The organism is Methanospirillum lacunae (assembly GCF_003173355.1).
GTDB lineage: Archaea > Halobacteriota > Methanomicrobia > Methanomicrobiales > Methanospirillaceae > Methanospirillum > Methanospirillum lacunae.
The window spans coordinates 55,921-71,878 of sequence record NZ_QGMY01000017.1 but is presented as its reverse complement, the minus strand read 5'-3'; the positions used below and the strand labels follow the sequence as shown (position 1 = coordinate 71,878).

The window sequence follows — 15,958 nt, the reverse complement described above, 5'->3', positions numbered from 1 at the left end:
TTTGTGAGTGTAATCAAAAGAAATCAGCGAGTGATCGCTGTGTTCTAATCTCTGTGAGTAATGTGCTGTGTGTAATCCACCGGTTCATTCCAAGTGCTGCTGATGCTGCATCAACAGCTGAAGAAATGTTTTCGTAATGAGAGGGAGGTGATGCCATTGCCTGCCTGGTCACCTCTCTTATGACCCAGGTGCCCAACGGTGCCCAGTATTCGGAGGTGATCCATCTGATTACGATAACACGTGCATTCCGGTTTATCGCAGTAAGGTACTCAAGAACTGCCAGTCGTGCCGAGTAGTATGCCCCTGTGATTGGAGAATATCCTGTCTTATTGCGCCCTTCTCTGTCAACAACGATGGTCTCATTCCCTCCTGCCCAGAGTGACTGACTGCCCCAGATTTCTATCATCTCAAATTGCCAGTCACCAGGAATGAGGATAACAGCAATCGTATTGCCGAATCTTTTAGAGAAGAAGAGACTGATTTTGTCATAGTCCTGGGATTTGAACACCTGTGGTTTCAGGTTTTTTCCTAGCGTATCATCTACGGCAGTTATTGCCCACCTGGTGGGAACCATGTGTCTGCTCTTCTCTGTCCCAAGCAGACCTGCAGACATAAGGCTGATGATCCGGTAGGTATCAGTCCCTCCTTCTGTGAGTTCCTGGCAGGCACCTGATGCGGGAAGATCGGTATCACTTGTGATCCGGTCGACTACCCTCTCAACCTTTGCGTTGTCAAGGAGATCAAAGGATTTGATATTCCCTGACATTCCGATAGGGGCAACCATCCCGTCAAACCTGAGATCAAACGAGACAGGTCTGTCAAACGCCGTTTCAACTCCAAGAGGGACACTGGATATGGCTATCTCATGGAGATGCTCTTCATAGCGGTGCGGTGAGGATGTGGCCCTGATTGTCTGTGCACGTATGTTTACTATATCAGCAATAGAGAGGTCCCGGTTCATCCAATCCGGCGGATGATCCTGATCACTGGTAAGGAGTGGTCCGGCATTGACATCCGGATATCCTGAACTCCCTACAAAGATAGAAGGAGTAGTCCCCACGTATTCGGATCTGGGTTTGGTCTGCATCTGGGCATGGAAACGAGAAATGACCGGGCACCGCTCCCGCCCACAAAGACCCTTACCTTTACAGGAGATACAGAGAGTCATCTCGTAGTACCGGTCAGCTCCTGATCAGTGACAGGTCAATTCTTCTAAGTTGATATGGATTGTTCCGCTCAACAAAGGCACGTTTCTCCCATGTGGGATTCCCCCCCAACCTCCAGCCACCATCATATGCAGGTGTGATTGAGTCTATCTGATATCGGTCGTCAGTCTTGTTATAAGCGGTGACGACCAGGATTGCATCCACTCCTGCAGGATCCGGACTGATAATGTCCCCTGCAACATATTTAACTGGTGTCCGTGGAGGAGCTGAGTCAGCTCCAATGCCCACATCACTAATTGCTATCCTTCCTGCCCTGTGGTTGTATCTCTCTTCGAGTACAGGCCTCATAAACCACATGGCTGTTGCATTTGTCCTGTATCCCCACTCTCCGGTATAATATTGGTAAATATCATCTGCCTGGTACTGATCTGAAGCAGGATCATATCCGAGGATTACAAGCATTCCTGTGTCTCCGGTTGCTGAAGGATTTACCAGATCACCTGCAGGATAGATTGGCTCGGGATGGGAAGCCGGAATCCCGGTGACTGGAGGTGGGACATCATCATGAAGTCCCGCAGGTGTGCCCCCCAGCCCTTGAGTTCCGATATATGTTCCGCTCTCCTCAAAACTTCTCAAGCTCACATTGGTGATTATTGATCCATGGTTCGTGAATGATCCGTTTGGCAGTCTGGCAGCAGCGGTAACTGAGTACGATCCATTGAGTGGTGGAGAATTGATAAGCCACCAAGTGTTGCTGCCTGAATCCTGGATGATGTCACCGCTCTTAAACCGGGGTACGTCAGGAGGAAATGTGGGAGTTGGTACCGGAGTTTCTGCCAGTGGGGTGATCAAATCGGGAGAAGGGGGAGGAAGTGTTGTGCTCAGCACAATACTTTGACTTCCATCCTTGTATGTGGCGATGACCATGACCCGCATCCCTGCGCTTATGTTTGTTCCAGTAAGTTCTGATATGGGAACTGTGGCTCTCGAACCCCGGTCTACACCAATGGTGGTAGGATCTCCGGGTTGACCGGTGCCTATGGGAAGATTATTTACTTTCCAGGAGAAGGATTCAATCGAACTGATCTGAGGGCCGCCATCATTGGTTATGTTAATAAATGACCCGTTCTGGCTGGCAGAGATCAATATACCTGGCCCTGGAGGGGCAGCAGGGGTTGTGAAGAAAGAGATGGCAGAGATCAGGACGAACCCTACAACGATGATGAGAGCAATAATTATTCCTGCAAGCAGAAATGGCTTATCTAGAGGAATTTTGTCCAGGGGAATATGATCAAGAATTCCCCTCTTTGGTGAGAATTCGTGAGGAGACAAGGGATTTATCAGGTTCTTGGTGTTCGTTTTCTTATTCTTCAGATAGATTGGATTATCCGGTGATATGATCAGGGCATTTTCAAAGCAGAGATCTGCATCCTCATATCTTCCGATCTTGGCACATGCAGTCCCTAGTGCATTCCATGCACGATCATTCTTTTCGTCATATTCAACTGCATCAGAGAGTAATTCCACTGCAGTTTGAAAATCACCTGACCTGAATGCCCGGAGACCCCGGCTGAACTGTCCTGATTTCTCCTCGGTTCCCATGATTACCTGAATAACCCTTTCAGAAGATACTTCGTAGTTGCTATTAAAAAAGGTGATCAGGCCTGAAACCGGATGGTATTTCCCAGCCTGATATATATCCTTTGTTTATATCTATTCAATGACCGGGAATGTATCAGCATGTGGGGTAACTGGTGAATGTCATTGGCTGTGGTTCCTGGTAATCTGCTTCATACACACTTCCGACACTCTCTTTATACACGGGTTTTACTGTAGCAGTTGGTGTTGCCTGGACACTCGCCTGATTGGTGGTGTTCTGGTTTGCAGTCATGATATTAGTCAGATTGGAGATTCCAGAAGTGGTTGAATTGGATGTATTATTTGTCTCATCAGCAGTGGCTACAGTAAAGAGCATAACTGTACAAAGGAGAATTGCTACTGTTCGAATCATCAGTACTTATTTGAACATATATGTGAATAAAGAATCTGACCGCTCTAATCACTCCTGGTCTTTCTGGATAAATGCCGAACATTAGGCAACACTTATTATCTTGTATTCTAACTACTCCCTATTGTCAGGTGTGATTCAATGGGTATATTCAACAGGTTTAAAGTTTCTCATCAAGCACGGGATTGTGGCCATATATCTGATCAATCTGAAATAGAATCTCCTCCTGGTGCTAAAATCCCTGAATGCCAACCGAAGAAGATCAGGATACCTCTGAACAAAGTTACAACTGATGTAAAAAATAGAAATGGTCTTTTGGTTTTCCCTTGTCCAGTTTGTGACATTATTAATACAGTCCCGGTTCGTGAGGTGCATCCAATTATGGGTTCCCAACCTATGTGCCAGGATTGCGGTGATATCTTTCATATTCCTGGCGGATACAGGACCGGCACCGAGATTAACTCGCTGAAGATATATGCGGGCCTGCCTGTTGCAATCAAGAAATTTTTCATTTTTTATCGTAATCATCCAGTAATTCATGCCCTAAATGAACAAGGGCTTTCCCGGATTATTATTCAGTATGGCATCTGGGGATTCTGCCAGAAGTGTCATCATGAGTTCAGCCCTGGAGTTCTAATGAATCTCCCACAAAATACATCGGAAGTGGTGGATTATCGTTCACTATCTTCTGCTGATGAGATGAACGAGATGCGATCGCTTCGACAGGGGAAATGTCCGTATTGTGACCACCGGATTCTGCTCGTGATTATATCTGAAATTCCTCACTATGTGGTCTCTGCTAGTGAGAATCTCTCTCATCGGTGGGAAGAGGACTGAAAATAATTTACTTTCCTGAACTATAAGATCACCAATAAATTATATGATGCTATATTCAAATTGCACTTCCTCGTCAAATAACAGCAATTGGACTTCAGTGTAGAGGATTGTAAGGATATTCTGTCGGTCATCATGGTGTACACACTTGGTTCTCATCTAGGTAATTCACGCAAAATGTTATGATTTCTGAAGACCCATCCTCACTTAACGAAGGGTTGATGTGTAGTGAACAGATATTTCGTCCTAATTGTTCTGCTGGTTATGCCAGCCTTCTTCTCCTCCGGCATCGTTACAGGTGCTGAAAATGGGGGAATTGATCTCGCCACTGTCGGGTATATTCAGATTCAGGTTCCGGTCGATGGGGCGCGGGTATACCTGGATCAGGTTTTCATGGGTTTTATTCAGAATGGAGCCATCACGATTCCCATAGATGTGATGGCGACTCCACGGTATTCAAATCTCATCATCGAGTATACGGGGTACCAAACATATATCGGGCCGGTCCCAGCCCTAGTCCCTGAGAAAACAGTAACCGTTCTGGTTAATCTAAATAAAACCGGATACGAACGGATGGGAATCATCTCGTTTGAGAGCAGACTTGCAGGTGCTGAACTGTTTCTTAATGGAGTAAAGAAAGGGGTAACACCTGACTCTGGTAATCTTCTGATTCAGACTGTCCCTGCCGGACTGTATGAGTTCTCAGTAAAACGGCCGGGCAATCTTTCAATCACCCAGCAACAGTATGTCTCTTCAAATGCGGTCACTGTATACCGGGTGAATCTTGAACCTGCGACTACAGGGGATGTTCATATTAATTCCACGCCAGAAGGTGCAGAGGTATATCTGAATAACCTCAATGCCGGTTTCACACCTCTTACTATCCCTCATGTTCCTGTTGGAAATATGACTCTGAAGATCACAAAGGAAGGATATCAGGACTGGGGAAGTGAGATATTAGTTGTAGGTGCTGAACAAAACCAGGTTGATGCTGTATTAGTTTCACTTCCTCCAACTCCGACACCAACCTGCCCTGATGTCACGCCATCACCTGAAGTTGTAGAACCCCAGGAAAATGGTTCTATATTATATGGGGTTTTCATATTGGTTGTTGTACTTGTTCTCTGCTGTGTTTTGATCGGAGTTTGGGCTTTCAGAAAACAGAAACCCTGAAGCCTCTCCTTATTATTTCTTTCTTTGGTTGGGTGGGTTATCAATAGCAAAGAGTTTTACCCTATTGTTCCCTCAGATCTTCTTACTGGCGGCACATGATATCCATCACCCTGCTGGTCAGAATATCTGAATAATGGTGGACTTATGAGTTTTTATTATGGTAAAATTCTTATAATAATAATCGTACTGATCTCATGCGGCATCTGTGTTGCAGACACTCCGGGGGCAATATCTCCTCAAAATGGAGTAAATAATCAGGTTCCCCCTGGCCCTATTGGAAGCGGTTTTTTTGAGTTCAGATCTAATGTCGAAGGTGCCACGGTATTTCTTGATAACCAGACTGTTGGAACAATCAGGGAAGGCTCATTGAAGATCCCCGTTGATGTCTATGAGAAACCAGTGACCCGCGAACTTCGTATAGAGGCTGGGGGCTATTCTACATATCATGAAACGCTGGTGAAAGGTCCTAAAGCAGGGGAGACCATGGTTTTACGAGGAACTCTTCAGGTAGTTCCGTTAAACCTCACTGGCTCTCTTTCTCTTGCAGTGAGCCCCCCTGGATCAACTGTGAGCATTGATAACGTATCGGCAGGGGTCGTTGATCAGTCAGGAATCATGTCCATCAGGACCATTAACTCAGGCAGCAGGACGATTAGGGTGACCATGCCAGGTTACAAAGATTTAGTTCAGCAGGTATATGTCACCCCGAACCTTGAAAACAAAGTACGGATCACTCTTGATACAATAACAACCGGAACACTTGATATCTCATCAAATCCTGCAGGGGCGGCAGTTTCTATTAATGGAATGTCATATGGGATCACCCCGGTTACAGCAGCCGACCTTGAGCAGGGCTCGTACCTCATCGGATTTAATCTCCCCGGGTATCAGAATGCACAAAGCCAGGTTATCTTGTCTGCTGGACAGCGAGTACCTGTTTCCATATATCTGCAGCCAATACCCACTGCAACTCCGACACCGGTACTAACAACTCCTGAACCCACTCCAACCCCTACACCTACACCAGAAGCAGGATTTACCCCGGCATTGGTGATTCTCGGATTGTTGTGTGCTTTTGTTATTCAGATAAAAAGAAAATGATCTTTTGGTTAAGAGGGACCTGCCTCTTACCCTCTTGGCCCGAATGTCTTCTCATAGATCTTGTATGTTTCACCGTTTTTGAATGAGACGATCACCTGGACATGATCGGTCCCGTCTGATCCCTGGATCTCTCCAATTGCACCGATGTTGTTTGCAATCTGCCTGGTTACCAGTTCTCCATTGCCCAGTTTGGCCCTCATGTCAATAGAACTGATCAGGGATTGCCCGTGGCCTCCTCTGAATGTACCGGTTATTACCCGGTATATCGGTTCCTTGTTTACATCAACAGTGACAGACAGACTGTTGGGTGGCTGAGTGACAGGACCTTCGTACAGTCCCTGTTCGCTGCTGGTTGTTACTGTGGCAACTTTCGTTGGTGTTGCAGTAGCAAGGCCCGCCCGTCCAAGTTCTATCTTCTTATCAAGAATAAGATATGAATCACCGTTCATGTATTTGACGACAACCTGGACCCGGTCAGCACCTTTCGTTCCGGCCGTTGTGATCTCATCACCTTTCTGTTTCCCGAGATCCTGTTCGATGACTCTGCCGTCACTCAAAGTGATTCTGGCCTGAATTGACTGTACGAGTGTCTGACCTCTTCCCCCGTCAAAGGTTGTGGTAATGTTGGAATACACCGGGTCTTTCTGAACCGATACAGACACCCCCAGGTCTGCTGGTGGCTCCATAACCTGGCTGTCGAAGAGGGTAGGAGCTGGTGTCTGGGTAACTGGAGCCTGAGTGGCCGGTAGTGGTGTTGCGATTGATGTGGGCGCAGATGTCGGTGGCAGGGTCTGCCCTGATTTGGGAGTTGCCTGTTCTGTGCATCCTGCAACGAGTAGTAACCCTGCAAGTACTCCTACTATGAGAATAATCTGATATCGATTCATCGTATACAAGAGCTTAATTTACTCTATTTGAAGTTATTGTGCTGAGATCTTTCAGTTTCCATACCTTCAGATATCTGGTTCACAGATACTTCACTATCTGCCGGTGAGCACCGGGGATGGAGTCACAGATGGGAAAACCAACTGAAGGATACGAACAGATCATTAAAAGTGTTCTCGAGTCAGGGGCAGCGGAGACTGCCCAGTCCTGGATGGATGCCATTCTTGCAGAAAATGGGAGGGTCCCTTTAATATTTGAACGTATGGCTGAACGGCCAGAAGTTCTGGTCTCTCATCTTCTCTACAAAACATCAGTTCTCAAGACAAGCACTCTTGAGCCGAAGTACGTAGAACTTATTAGTATAGCCGTCTCTTCCGCACTCCGGTGCAACCATTGTACCGATTATCACGTACAGGCAGCTATCAGGAAGGGGGCAACAAAAGATGAGATTCTCGAAGCCATCCTTATCGCTGGTCTCACATCACAGTCAACTGTTCTCGCTGATGCATACCGAACCTATGCAGAAAGTATTGAGGAGTGTACTGCATGTGCGATGAAGATTCCGGGAGAAGATCAATGATCGTTATGGCGGAGGCTGTGGGCCGTCATTTTCCCGATACTCTTTCCTTTCGGTCTTATGACATCGAGTTTTTCTGATGTATGCTCTTTTGGATTGCTGTTTCTTCTGATGAGACAGTCGGGTCCGTTTCCTATAAGGTCTTCACGTCTCTCCTGCCTGAGTCCTGTTTTGACAAGGTCATATCCGGCAGGATCACGCCAGGATAAAAACGCCCGCTGGATCCTCTTTTCCTCCCCCTTTGGCACATGCACTTTTTTTCCTGTCCTTGGATCGATGCCTGTTGCATACATACATGTCGAGGTTGTCATGGGTGTGGGAGTGAAGTCCTGTACTTGTTCTGTATAAAGATGATGGTCACGGAGATATTCTACAAGTTTGATCATATCCGTGACAGTGCATCCCGGGTGACCTGCCATCAGATATGGGATAATATACTGCCGTGAATCTCTCCCTTTTTGTGCCTCTTCAAACTTTTTTCTGAATGAATCAAACACGTTAAGGTCTGGCTTGTTCATCAGAATGGTTACATCGTGGCTGATATGTTCAGGGGCAATCTTCAGTTGTCCTGAAACATGGGAGCATATCTGTTGCATGATGTCCGGTTCGTCAGGGATCAGGTCGTATCTTAGGCCGGAACCGATGAAGACATGTTTAACCCCGGGAACCTCCCGGGCTTCCCGAAGAAGAGAAAGGTACTGGGAGATCCCAGATCTCCGGGCCTGGCAAGTAGTACATTCACGATCAGAACAAGCCCCCTGTGAACTCCACCGTTCACACCAGTCACCGTACATGTTTGCACTTGGTCCGCCGATATCAGAGATCGTTCCTCTGAATTCTTTCATATCTGCAATCCGGCATACTTCTCTGAGTACTGACTCCCTACTCCTGCTCTGGATAATTCTCCCCTGGTGCATGGCGAGAGCACAGAATGAACAGTTCCCATAACAACCCCTGTGAGAAGTTATTGAAAACCTGATCGATTCGAGTGCAGGAATCGGATCCTGGTATGATGGATGTGCCCTCCGTTTGTATGGGAGATCATAGATCTGATCAAGCCGCTCCGAAGAGAGAGGGAGTGCAGGCCTGTTCTGGATAATGAAGGTTTTAGGGTGACGCTGTAGTATTATCTTTCCCTGGTATGGGTTTTGTTCATTCAATATCTGAATATGGCTTTGTGCATACAGGAGGGGGTTTGAACTGACATCAGTGAATGAGGGAATCTCAAGAATTTCCTGGTTTATCTCTTCCTTCTTCTCTTCCCACTTCTTTGGGGCGATCTTCCAGCAGGTACCGGGAAGGTCATGAATTGTCTTTATATCTTTGCCGCTTTCGAGATCATCGGAAAGGGTTATGAGTTGTTGTTCACCCATCCCGAAGACCAGGAGGTCGGCTGGTGCATCTGCAAAGAGGGACTGGCGAATCTTGTCTGACCAGTAATCATAATGAGCAAATCTTCGCAGGGATGCCTCAACTCCTCCAAGAACAAGAGGTGAGCTTGGATAGATCCTGTGTATCAGATCAGCATACACGAGGGTTGCACGGTCAGGTCTTAACAGGCGGCCTCCAGGAGAAAAAGCATCCTCACGCCGGCGTTTCCGTGCCGGTGTGTAATGGGCCACCATCGAATCCATCGATCCGCTTGATACTGAAAAAAAGAGGCGTGGTGGACCCAATGTAGTGAATGACTCTTGATTTCTGATATCTGGCTGAGAGATAACTCCCACTGTGTATCCGGCATCCCAGAGTGATCTTCCCAGAAGGGCGGTCGCAGATGCAGGGTGATCAAGGTATGCATCTCCTGAAACGAGGATGATATCAGGATGATCAATCCCGATACTCTCAAGTTCATCCCGGGAAACAGGAAGAAAATCAGGCTGTGGGAGATGGGTTCTCTCCTGTTGTCCTCTCATGACCGGTATCATGGGCTCGTATTAAGCAAGCTCGAGGGTTCCCACAATTCTGAGTTTTTCTCCTTCCAGATAATGAAGGATAATAACTGATCCTGATTTAAAGATGAGTTCTTTCTCAAATGAGAGGGTTATCTCTGCTGACCTCCAGTCTCCTCCGGCAGCAACCTTCTGAACCCGGCAGGGCAGAAACTGCATCCAGTGGCCTGCGTAGAGAACCATCTGCTCCTTGAGCGGTTCAGGCCAGTACTGAATGATCTTCGCTGTCCCGGTAATTTCGCATTTACTCTGAATACCTGATGATGCAGTAAGCACATATCCCCGGTCAAGATCATCAGATTCAATCCCCTTGAGAGCAAGCCCGACCCGGTCTCCTGCATGGGCCTCATTCACATCGTCATCGTGTTTTTGTATAGAGCGAATCTGGATAGATTTACCGAGCGGATGAATCGTCACCTGATCGTGTTTGTGCACCGTGCCATCCTGTACACAGCCAAGTATTACGGTCCCGATCCCTTTCACGTTGAAATGGTGGTCGATAGGGATTATTCCAGGAGAATCCGTCTTAATTGCTGGAAGTGCAGCAGCATCATCCAGAAGTGTTTCACGAAGGACATTTAGATCATCAGGAAGTACCTTGTATTGTTCAAGGACAGTTCCTTTGATAAGAGGAGATATCTGTGCCGCATCGAGGTAATTCCTGAGAATCAGATATCCACGTGATAGATGGGCACAGTTCAGTTCAAGAATACATTCACCGAGCTGGGCAGTTACTTTATCGATGACAACAACTGCTACATCAGCAAGCGAGACTGCGTAAAAGAGTGATGACAACTTTTCTGGATACCGGGACGGCTCTATAAGTGTGAGGGTTGCTTCACCTTTCTTAAGGTTATAGAACGTGATATCTGTTGATGTTCCTTTCTTTCCAATCTCCTTTCCGAAATCTTCAGGTCCTATTATTACGATATTTAAATTTGACATTAATAATTAAGGGTTTTGTAGGAATTTGATAGGTTCGTTCTAATTACCTGTCTTATATCAATACTGTTAATAATTCTGCTGAAAAAATGGTTACTAACATGAAGGTACTCATCGCAATCCCTCCTGAGAAGTTCAGGGACGAAGAACTCCTCCAGCCTGTGCAGGTGTTTCAGGAAGCAGGGGTAAAATTTGAACTTGTTTCAACCCATGTCGGAGTAGTAATGGGTGTTCTTGGCAAGAAAGCAAAAGTAAACCGGACTTTTGAAGATGTTCTTCTGAAAGGTGTGGATGAGTACTATGCCTTGATGATCATCGGGGGGCCGGGGACGATGGTTCATCTATGGAACAATACCCACCTCCATGAACTTGCGCGGATATTTAATACCAAAGGGAAAGTCGTAGCCGGAATAGACAATGCACCTATTGTAATTGCCAAGGCAGGGCTCCTGAAAAAGAAAGAAGCAACGGTAGTTCCCGGTCAGACAGTCAGGGAGATGATGATCGATGATGCGATCATCGTGAATAAACCATTAGTATATAAGGACAGAATCGTCACTGCCAACGGCCTTGAAGTATCGGTAGAGTTTGCAAAACTGATTGTGCAGTATCATGACGGCAATCCTGAGTTTGTAGCAACGCAAAGTAAGGCTGGATTTTCATTTTAATTATACGTGGTATCTTCATCCTTTTTTATTGTCGTTAGTCTTTACATCAGGTTGTTTTGGGATTACACTGTTGAACCAGATACCTTCATCTTTTCTGATATCCAACCCCGGTATGTATGTCACGGGTTCGATCAATTCACGTTCAAAATCCTCTCCGCCTCAGGACAATTATCTGTCTCATCCTCATTGTGAGTGTGATTACAGTAACTGCCGTGGTTACTGCAGATAAAACTCAGACAAACCTCACAATCGGCCTATCACCGGCAGAACCGTCAGTGAATGAGTCATTCCATGTCTCGGGGATACTGTCGTCTTCAGATGGGAAACCTCTTGGGAATAAACACATCACTCTTGAATCATCAGAGAAAAGTGCATCCGATTCAGAGAGTTTTAAAGTATTAGGAACCAAAGATACCGATGCAGAGGGGAAATACGATTTTTTCCGCCCTGTTGATACTCCTCCAGAGTTTTTGCAAGCAAAATTTTTAGGAAATGATAATTTTGCCCCAATCGTGAGCAAAGTCATTAGTGCAAGGGGAGCTGGAACTGATCATCCACAGGTAGTAACCGGAAAGGTTGGCACTGTTATGATCTACTCGACCCCGGCGGGAGCAGATGTCTATATTGATGATATTCTGCGTGGTGTCTCTCCATATCATGCAGGCGGTCTTTCAGAAGGCACTCATAATGTAACGTTGTCAAAGACAGGGTACCGAAATGAAACTCAGGATGTATACATAAGTCCAAAATTTGATGCATCCCTAACTATTACTCTTAAACAATAAAATCCCTGAAATCCACTCTTTTTCTCTTTTTATTTCTTAACTGTTAAGATGGAACCTTCGAAAAGATATCTTCATGCCTGTATAAACCAAAATATCTAATATTCATGTCGCTCTTCGGTTCAAAACCCCTTTACACCTTAATCAGATATTCTCTGCTAATCTGTCTGGTTCTTCTCACATCTTCGGTTGGCGCAATAGCAGGGCTCGCTTCGGAGAAGATACCTACTTCTCTGACTATAAATGCGCTTCCTGTTGATCCAACAATAAACCAGTCATTTCGAATTTCTGGGACCCTGACTTCTGTAGGAGGAGAAATCCTCGGAAACAAACGTATTCTCCTTGACTCCTCGGAAAAAAACAGAGATGATAATGACAGTTATTCTGCTATAGATATGGTCGTGACCGATAGAAATGGAAGATATGAATTTTTACGATCAATAGGTTCACCTCCTGAATATCTTCGTGTCCAGTTTATTGGTACAGATGATTATGCTCCATGTATGAGTCAGGTTATTGGTGCCCGGGGAATTGGTACTGACCATCCCCAGATCCGGAAAGGTGGTACTGGTAATATCATGATATCTACAAACCCAGAAGGTGCTGATATTTATATTAATAATACCCTCCGTGGTGTAACTCCTAATAAAGTGGCTGGACTTAAGGAAGGTCCTTATATCGTAAACTTAAGTAAGGAAGGGTATCAAAACGAAACGATGGAGGCATATGTTACTGCTGATCGGGATGTCTCCTTTGATATTACCCTTAGTGATGGATCCAATGTAAAAAGCGGTGGTTCAGCTCTCTTTGATCTGATTCCTGGAGTTTATGAATCATCTCATCTGGCATATACAAAGACCGGTACCAATACTTCTACAGGTCCTGATGTTGCGATTGATGTTGGAAGCGGTGTTATAAAAACTTCAGGTAATGATGTATCTGGCTCGTCATATATTCACCTAAACAACTCAAGTGAAACTTCTCCAAAAACGAACAATTATAAAAATTTAAAAGTTTCAACGATTGTCACGAACAATACCCTGGGCGATGGGTATGACGTCATGGTCATCATGACTGATCATTGATCTAATGACTGTCTCTTCTTTTTTATCAATTCAGACATACCTTTTAAGATAAGGCTTTTCAACCAGTCATCCAACTTTTAAGGTGATCTGACAGACGTATGATAAGGTCTGTATCTTTATGATGGAGGGTAACTCGTGCAGGTATCGATGAAACTTGAGCTCCATGATTCTCCAGGGCAACTTGTTGCTGCCCTTATGCCGATCTCAGATATGGGTGGTAATATTAAAACTGTCATCCATGAGCATGAACATACTTCAGGCAAGGATGTTTTGAGTGTAGAGGTGGTAATCGAGATACCTCCTGAACTCCTTGATGGATTGATTGTGAGGCTGCGAGAAAGAGGAATCAATGTCCTCCGGCTTGGAGAAGAGAGGATGAGTTACCGTCAGAGTGTCATTCTGATTGGTCATCTTGTTCATACAGATCTGGGTGATACTATAGATCGTATCGATAAGACAGGATTTGCCGAGGTAACCTACATGAGTCTGGCGATGCCTGCGATTAATGAGCGAACGTCTGCTCAATTTGTTATCAAATCTCTGACCCGTGAGCATATGCAACAGGCTCTTCATATACTCAGGCAGGTGGCAAAACAGAAAGAATTCCTTCTGATTGAACCACTGGAGATCTGAAATGGTTGTTCGCCTAGCGTTACTTGGTGTTGGTGCAGTGGGACGCGGTATCATCCATGCGGTTGCCGAAAAAAACCTTGGCCTGATTATAACAGCAGTAGCCGATTCACGGTCCGGTTGTATCGATCCTAATGGCCTGAACCTTAAGGAACTCCTCGACAGGAAAGAAAAAATCGGTATTTGCGGCGATACAAGCATCAATGCAGAAGCAATTGTTCAGACTGCACCATATGACATTCTCGTAGAAATCACCCCAACCGATGCAAGGAAAGGAGAACCTGCGACATCATATATCAAGGAAGCATTGAAGAGGGGCTGTCATGTGGTCACTTCCAATAAGGGTCCGGTTGCCCTTCATTATCATGAACTCTTCACACTTGCACTAAAGAACAATGTCCAGTTCAGGTTTGAAGCAACAGTAGCGGGAGCAATTCCCATTCTTCAAACACTCATGCATAATCTCGGGGGAAATGAGATTCAATCCCTGTATGGTGTTCTGAATGGTACATGCAATTACATCCTCACCAGGATGGCTGAAGAGAAACTCACGTACAAGCAGGCTCTCGATGAAGCTCGTACACTTGGATATGCCGAGGCTGATCCAACGTATGATGTGAAAGGTATTGATGCAGCGATCAAACTTGTAATCCTTGCAAATACCATTTGGAAGAAGAATGTCAGTCTGGATGATGTTGATGTGACAGGGATTGATCTTCTGACTGAAGAAGCACTACGGCTTGCCGAGCAGCAGGATGCCACGATCAGACTTATCGGAGAGATAATACCTGAAGATAATGTATACCGGCTCTGTCCCCGGATAATTCCTAAAGAACATCCCCTTGTTGTTCAGGGTTCGCTTAATGCAATAATTGTCAGGACAGATCTCGCGGGTGATCTTCTGTTTGTAGGGAAAGGGGCAGGATCACTTGAAACTGCTAGTGCTGTGATAGGTGATATTCTCTCAATCAGGGATATGGATGCAGGGGGTAATTGAGCGACGTCGGACGTATCTCCAGCTCATGCGTAGGCTGACCCTTGAAAAAGGGTTTTTTACTGTTCAGGAGATTCAGCAGGAGACTGGGGTTCCACGCAGTACCGTGCAGGACTGGGTTCTTCGTCTGAGTGAAGAAGGGTGTGTTGTCGTCCTCCAACCTCCAAGAGGTCGGACTCCCGCCCAGTATGCAGCAACGAGCGCCCTTCCAAAAAGTGCATGCAAACGAATTTTTACCTCAGTTGATGGAGATCTCGTTGAGATCGTACATGAATGTATGAGCAGTGCATGTGCAGGTTTCTGTGGTTATCATCATGAACTTGGTAGCAAAAACCGGATCTCTATAGTCAGAGACGGTACTCTTCTTCGTGAGTTTATCCATCTTGGAGAGAATGAAGCCACAGTTGGACTCTATCCTCACTCAGCAGTGGCAGTGACTGGTGTGTATCTGGAAAATGATCAGGTCATCCAACGAATAAAATCAGTAGGTGGTCCTGCATTCTCTCTATCAGGTATGATGGGTCTTGCCCGGGGTGTTCTCGGCGTGGAAACAAGTAAGGATGGTTCATGTACTAAAGGAATTATTCGCACAAAGGCACTATCACATCTGACTATTGGAATTGATGACACAGATTCCCAGGGTGGTGGTGCAACATTTGCACTGGCAATTGCCCTCCTGCAACATCTTGGCGGGTTCTCCGGAGTGTTTCCAATAACTCACCATGTAATGATGCTATTTCCTGATGTTCGCAGAAAAACAGCAGGCAATTCATGCAGTGCCATTGAACTGGCTGTTGATTCAGGCATGGTCGAACAGATTCTCTCTGAAACTATCAGGTTTGTAAGCGATGAGAGTGTCTCCCCTTCCTGGGGTGTAGCGATCCGGTCCGGGCTTAAGATCAATGATAAATTAAGGTTATTCGGTCTTACCGCCCGGCGTGAGGTAGTGTCCTATTCAACTGCCAAAAGTATAGCTGAATCTTTTTCGGTTATGTTATCTGGTGGCGAGGGTATAATCGGCGCTCTTGCAGCAGTCGCACTGGTGGGGCTTCCTGCTGAACTGCTTCTTGATCCCGGCAGAGATCCCACTAGTTTGCCCGGTTCATTCGATAATTATTCAGATGGCTGATTCAGGGAGGAAGATCTGAATGACTAGGAGGGAAT

16 protein-coding genes are annotated in these 15,958 nt (G+C 45.8%); 10 read left to right on the top strand and 6 right to left on the bottom strand.

The features are described from left to right. Positions 1-13: 13 nt before the first annotated feature. From DK846_RS16180 to DK846_RS16170, 3 genes are all read right to left on the bottom strand, one after another. Positions 14-1,168: an Nre family DNA repair protein gene (locus DK846_RS16180; RefSeq protein ID WP_109970032.1), complete on the bottom strand. Its 1,155-nt coding sequence runs from the start codon at positions 1,166-1,168 to the stop codon at positions 14-16. Positions 1,169-1,181: 13 nt separating this feature from the next. Then, on the bottom strand, positions 1,182-2,768 hold the full coding sequence (locus DK846_RS16175) for a tetratricopeptide repeat protein (RefSeq protein ID WP_109970031.1): 1,587 nt from the start codon (positions 2,766-2,768) through the stop codon (positions 1,182-1,184). Between the two features lie 133 nt (positions 2,769-2,901). After that, a complete protein-coding gene (locus tag DK846_RS16170; protein WP_109970030.1) occupies positions 2,902-3,177 on the bottom strand; it encodes a hypothetical protein in 276 nt (91 codons plus the stop codon). A gap of 138 nt (positions 3,178-3,315) precedes the next feature. Between DK846_RS16170 and DK846_RS16165 the strand changes: the two genes are divergently transcribed. The 3 genes from DK846_RS16165 to DK846_RS16155 all read left to right on the top strand — a co-directional run bounded on the left by DK846_RS16165 (position 3,316) and on the right by DK846_RS16155 (position 6,282). Then, a complete protein-coding gene (locus tag DK846_RS16165) occupies positions 3,316-4,011 on the top strand; it encodes a hypothetical protein (RefSeq protein WP_109970029.1) in 696 nt (231 codons plus the stop codon). Between the two features lie 225 nt (positions 4,012-4,236). Then, entirely contained in the window at positions 4,237-5,181 is a 945-nt protein-coding gene (locus DK846_RS16160; protein ID WP_146201256.1) for a PEGA domain-containing protein, read from the top strand. A gap of 144 nt (positions 5,182-5,325) precedes the next feature. After that, the gene (locus DK846_RS16155) at positions 5,326-6,282 is read left to right on the top strand and encodes a PEGA domain-containing protein (protein ID WP_109970027.1); all 957 of its coding nucleotides are present in this window, start codon (positions 5,326-5,328) and stop codon (positions 6,280-6,282) included. 26 nt (positions 6,283-6,308) lie between these two features. Here DK846_RS16155 and DK846_RS16150 read toward each other — a convergent pair whose 3' ends face one another. Continuing rightward, complete coding sequence (locus tag DK846_RS16150; RefSeq protein ID WP_109970026.1) at positions 6,309-7,169, bottom strand: hypothetical protein; 861 nt, start codon at positions 7,167-7,169, stop codon at positions 6,309-6,311. Positions 7,170-7,285: 116 nt separating this feature from the next. Between DK846_RS16150 and DK846_RS16145 the strand changes: the two genes are divergently transcribed. Then, positions 7,286-7,747 (top strand): carboxymuconolactone decarboxylase family protein, encoded by a 462-nt coding sequence (locus DK846_RS16145; protein WP_245926591.1) that lies wholly within the window; start codon positions 7,286-7,288, stop codon positions 7,745-7,747. Here DK846_RS16145 and DK846_RS16140 read toward each other — a convergent pair. Together DK846_RS16140 and DK846_RS16135 are read right to left on the bottom strand one after the other, a co-directional pair. Next, the gene (locus DK846_RS16140) at positions 7,741-9,657 is read right to left on the bottom strand and encodes a YgiQ family radical SAM protein (RefSeq protein ID WP_245926590.1); all 1,917 of its coding nucleotides are present in this window, start codon (positions 9,655-9,657) and stop codon (positions 7,741-7,743) included. The two genes, DK846_RS16145 and DK846_RS16140, sit on opposite strands and share 7 nt — an antisense overlap. Before the next feature lie 21 nt (positions 9,658-9,678). Further along, entirely contained in the window at positions 9,679-10,638 is a 960-nt protein-coding gene (locus tag DK846_RS16135; RefSeq protein WP_109970024.1) for an EF-Tu/IF-2/RF-3 family GTPase, read from the bottom strand. 86 nt (positions 10,639-10,724) lie between these two features. Here DK846_RS16135 and DK846_RS16130 point away from each other — a divergent pair, with 86 nt between their 5' ends. The 6 genes from DK846_RS16130 (at position 10,725) to DK846_RS16105 (ending at position 15,923) form a co-directional block, all read left to right on the top strand. After that, positions 10,725-11,303: a DJ-1/PfpI family protein gene (locus DK846_RS16130; protein ID WP_109970023.1), complete on the top strand. Its 579-nt coding sequence runs from the start codon at positions 10,725-10,727 to the stop codon at positions 11,301-11,303. Positions 11,304-11,419: 116 nt separating this feature from the next. Further along, positions 11,420-12,088 (top strand): PEGA domain-containing protein, encoded by a 669-nt coding sequence (locus tag DK846_RS16125; protein ID WP_109970022.1) that lies wholly within the window; start codon positions 11,420-11,422, stop codon positions 12,086-12,088. 104 nt (positions 12,089-12,192) lie between these two features. Further along, entirely contained in the window at positions 12,193-13,170 is a 978-nt protein-coding gene (locus DK846_RS16120) for a PEGA domain-containing protein (protein WP_109970021.1), read from the top strand. Between the two features lie 147 nt (positions 13,171-13,317). Beyond that, entirely contained in the window at positions 13,318-13,803 is a 486-nt protein-coding gene (locus DK846_RS16115) for an amino acid-binding protein (RefSeq protein WP_109970020.1), read from the top strand. A 1-nt stretch (position 13,804) separates the two neighbouring features. Beyond that, positions 13,805-14,797 (top strand): homoserine dehydrogenase, encoded by a 993-nt coding sequence (locus DK846_RS16110; protein WP_109970019.1) that lies wholly within the window; start codon positions 13,805-13,807, stop codon positions 14,795-14,797. Further along, a complete protein-coding gene (locus DK846_RS16105; protein ID WP_109970018.1) occupies positions 14,781-15,923 on the top strand; it encodes a sugar-specific transcriptional regulator TrmB in 1,143 nt (380 codons plus the stop codon). The genes DK846_RS16110 and DK846_RS16105 overlap by 17 nt, the downstream gene beginning before the upstream one ends. Positions 15,924-15,958: the final 35 nt, after the last annotated feature.